The following is a 4,090-nucleotide window of genomic DNA, read 5'->3' as shown; positions in this document are numbered from 1 at the left end:
GCCGGCCTGGCCGCCGCGGCGCTCGCCGCCACCGCCCTCACCGCGCCCGCTGCCCACGCCCAGGCCACCGGACCCGACGCCGGCAAGGACCCCCGGCTGATGCGGCTGCTGCGCTCGATGAGCCTGCAGGACAAGGCCGCCCAGCTGTTCGTCCTGCAGGTCTACGGCAAGAGCGCGGACACCGCCGACACCGCCGACGTCGCCGCCAACCGCAAGCTGTACGGGGTCGACAACGCAGCGCAGATCGTCGCCCGCTACCACCCCGGCGGGTTCATCTACTACGCCAACAACGTCACCGACCCCCGCCAGGTCGCCGGATTCTCCAACGGCATCCAGCGCGCCGCGATGGCGCAGCCGCTGCGCGTCCCCGAGACGATCGCCACCGACCAGGAGGGCGGCATCGTCGCACGGATCCAGCCGCCCGCCACCCAGTCGCCCGGCAGCATGGCCCTGGCCGCCGGACGCTCCACCGGCGACGCCCGCGCGCTCGCCCGCATCACCGGCCAGGAACTGCGCGCCATCGGCGTCAACCAGGACTACGCGCCCGACGCCGACGTCAACGTCAACCCCGCCAACCCCGTCATCGGCGTCCGCTCCTTCGGCTCCGACCCCTCGCTGGTGTCGTCCATGGTCACCGCGCAGATCCGCGGCTACCGGTCCGGGGGAGTGACCGCCACCGCCAAGCACTTCCCCGGCCACGGCGACACCACCACCGACAGCCACACCGGCGTCCCGCGCATCGGCCACACCCGCGCCCAGTGGGAGAAGCTCGACCTGCCGCCGTTCCGCGCCGCGATCGCCGCCGGCGTCGAGTCCATCATGACCGCGCACATCATCGTGCCCGCCCTCGACCCCTCCGAGGACCCCGCCACCCTGTCCAAGCCGATCCTCACCGGCATCCTGCGCGACCAGCTGCACTACAGCGGCGTCATCGTCACCGACGCCCTCGACATGCAGGGCGTCCGCGACAAGTACGGCGACGAGCGCATCCCCGTCCTCGCCCTGAAGGCCGGCGCGGACGTCCTCCTCAAACCGCCCGCCGACGCCTCCGGCACCGGCGTGTTCGCCCGCCAGCTCGCCGCCGTCGTCGACGCCGTCAAGACCGGCGAGATCAGCGAGCAGCGCCTCGACGCGTCGGTGTACCGGGTGCTGGCCCTCAAGCAGAAGCGCGGCCTGTTCCGCGACCCCTACGCCGACACCGCCCGCATCGGCGGCACCGTCGGCACCCGCGCGCACCTGGCCGCCGCGCAGCGCGCCGCCGACCGCACCACCACCCTGGTCAAGAACGACGCCGGGCTGCTCCCGCTCAAGGCCGGACCCCGCAAGGTCCTGGTCGCCGGATGGGCCACCGCCTCCAGCACCGCCGGGCTCGCCGCCGGCATCGCCGAACGCGGCGCCGCCACCACCGTCCGCAGCACCGGCCTCAGCCCCACCCAGGCGCAGATCGACGACGCCGTCGCCGCCGCCTCCGGCCAGGACCTCGTCGTCGCCGTCACCAACCGCGCCTGGGATGTCAGCACCGAACCCGGCCACCAGGGCCCCGGGCAGGCGAACCTCGTCAAGGCGCTCGTCGCCACCGGCAGACCCGTCGTCGTCATCGCCGTCCGCGACCCCTACGACATCGCCTACTTCCCCGAGGCCGCCACCTACCTCGCCACCTACTCCTACACCGCCGAAGCGCAGCGCTCGGCCGTCAAGACCCTGTTCGGCGAGATCGACCCGCAGGGCAGGCTGCCCGTCGTCATCCCCACCCGCGACGACCCCGGCACCGCCCTCTACCCCTTCGGCCACGGCCTGACCTACCACCACTGAACCCGCCGGCACCCAAGGCACTCACGCGGGACGGCGACGGCCCGGTCCCGGGGACGACAGCCGCGGTCGTCCCGGAACCGGGCCGGGCAAAGGTGCAGGGGGACAGGCGGGCGGTCAGCGGTGCCGCGCGGTGACGGCCACCTGCTTGGCGCCGATCGCCTTCATCATCGTCGGCCAGATCTTGGTGGCCTCGCGGATCCACGCGGGCCAGTTGTGGCGGCCGTCGCCGTAGATGTCGGCGGTGTAGGGCACCTTCAGCTCGTCCAGGCGCTTCTTGAACTCGTTGTTGTCCGCGCCGACCGCGATCTCGCTCAGCAGGCCGATGTCCCACGGCGCCACGTCCGGGTCGCCGGGGCCGGGCCGGCCGGTCGTGCCGGCGGAGAAGAACAGCTGCGTGCCGCGCAGCTTGTCGGCCAGCGCGTACGGGTCGTGGGCGGCCCAGTTGGCGTCGTCGGCCCACGGGACGCCCCAGATCGCGAACGGGTCCTGCCCGTTGCCGGCGTTGGTGAACATCAGCATCGCCGGCATGCCCGCCGACCGCAGCGACAGCGTGCCGCTGAGCGAGGCGACGTACTTGAACAGCCCCGGGTGCCGGGCCGCGTAGCTGTAGGCGCCCTGCCCGCCCGAGGAGTTGCCGATCGCCGCGCGGACCGCGCCCGCGCCGTAGTTGCGCTCCATCAGCTGGCGCACCTCGGCGGTGTGGAAGGTCTCCCACTTGGGAGTCCCGCCCTTGCCGTAGTTGTACCAGTCGGTGTACGAGCCGTTCTCGCCCTCCGGCATCACGACCAGGACGTCGTACTTGGCCGCCCACGCCTCGATGTCGGTGTTCTTGGTCCAGGAGGTGTAGTTGTCCTGCCCGCCGTGGAAGGCGTACAGCACCGGCCACGTCCGCGCCGCGCCGCGCGTCCAGTCCTTGGGCAGCAGGATCCGGGTCTTCACCGACTTGCCGAGCGCCGGGGAGGAGATGGTGACGTCCACCTCGTGGTCGGCGACCTTGGTCTCCTGGGTGATCCGCGCGCCGTCGTCCGCCTTCGCCGGCGAGGTGTCCGCCTGCGCCGCTCCGGCGCCGGCGGCGCCGACCCCCGCCACCAGGACGGTGGCGGCGGCGCCCGCCGTCACCGAGCGCCGCCACTGGACGACCGCGAGTACCGGACGGCGGACAGAGGGTGTCATGTGCTCACCTTGCGGAACAGGCCCGACCCCCGTGGCCGCGCGACTCCCGCCGAGTGTGCCGCCGACCCGCCAAATGATCTACAAACCGGAGTAACAAAGAAGGATCCGGATGACTGTAGATATGTGAGTCATTCAGGCGGTGCTGTGATGGTCCGGTGACGCTCGGGTCAGCCGGGGCGGTGGCTGAGGAACCGGGCAAGATCGCCGACCATGCCGGCGTCGAACGTCCCCGCGACCGCCCGCACCAGCGCCCCGAACGGCGCGTCCGGCGGCTCCACCCGCAGCAGCCACGCCACCCGGTCCGCGCACAGCGGGTCGAACACCGCCGCCGCCAGCAGCATCGCGGTGAACTGCGACGCCATCGTCGCCTCCAGCACCGGCCGGGCCGGCTCGCGGGTCCGCAGCCACTCGGTGCCCGTCCACTCCACCCCCGCGATCCACGCCTGGACGGTCGAGCGCAGCGTCCCGCTCGGCTCGTCCACCCGCAGCGTCCGGTAGGTCAGCGCGCAGATCTCGTCGCGGACCCGCTGCGCGGTCGACAGCGTCGCCTCCGGCGCCCGCCGGCTCCCGGCGCCGAGCAGGCCCGCGTACCCGACCTCGTAGCGCTCCAGGAAGTCGACGTACAGCTCCAGCCGCCGCATCATCTGCACCGACGGCGGCCCCCCGGCGACCTGGTCGAGCCGGTCGGTCAGCTCCGCGCCGACGCGGTCCGCCGCCGCCTCGTACAGCTCCTGCTTGCCCTCGAAGTACCGGTACACCGACGAGCGGGACGTGCCCGCCTCCCGCGCCACGTCGTCGATCGACACCTCCGGCTCGGGGCGCCGGCCGAACGCCTCGATCGCGGCCTCGATGATCTCCTCGCGGCGGCGGTCCTGCGACAGCCGCCGGAACGGGGGCCGCCGGCGCGGCGCCGCCTCACCTGCCATGCGCGTCACCCTAGCGGCCCGCCGCCCCCCGCCCGCCCGGCGCCCGAGGGGGCGTGTGAGCCACGTCTCGGCGTGACCGGTCCCGCGCGTGGGGCAGGATCGAGGGATGCGGGCGCATCGGCCGGGGGGCGGGCGCGCGGACCGGCGGCCGCCCCGGGCACTGGCGGCGGCCGCGGCCC

Annotated in this window: 3 protein-coding genes; 1 reads left to right on the top strand and 2 read right to left on the bottom strand. The window is 73.7% G+C overall.

From position 1 onward, the window contains the following. The coding region (locus F9B16_RS49545; RefSeq protein ID WP_225992669.1) for a glycoside hydrolase family 3 protein at window positions 1-1,812 on the top strand (1,812 nt) is incomplete at its 5' end. A 114-nt stretch (window positions 1,813-1,926) separates the two neighbouring features. Here the strand turns inward: F9B16_RS49545 and F9B16_RS49540 are convergent. Next, window positions 1,927-2,985: an alpha/beta hydrolase gene (locus F9B16_RS49540; RefSeq protein WP_151547208.1), complete on the bottom strand. Its 1,059-nt coding sequence runs from the start codon at window positions 2,983-2,985 to the stop codon at window positions 1,927-1,929. Between the two features lie 167 nt (window positions 2,986-3,152). After that, on the bottom strand, window positions 3,153-3,911 hold the full coding sequence (locus F9B16_RS49535; protein WP_151547207.1) for a TetR/AcrR family transcriptional regulator: 759 nt from the start codon (window positions 3,909-3,911) through the stop codon (window positions 3,153-3,155). Window positions 3,912-4,090 lie beyond the last annotated feature (179 nt).

The sequence above is a fragment of the Actinomadura montaniterrae genome (genome assembly GCF_008923365.1).
Taxonomy (GTDB): Bacteria; Actinomycetota; Actinomycetes; order Streptosporangiales; family Streptosporangiaceae; genus Spirillospora; species Spirillospora montaniterrae.
The sequence above is the reverse complement of the archived record's forward strand: the minus strand, read 5'-3'. Positions and strand labels throughout refer to the sequence as shown.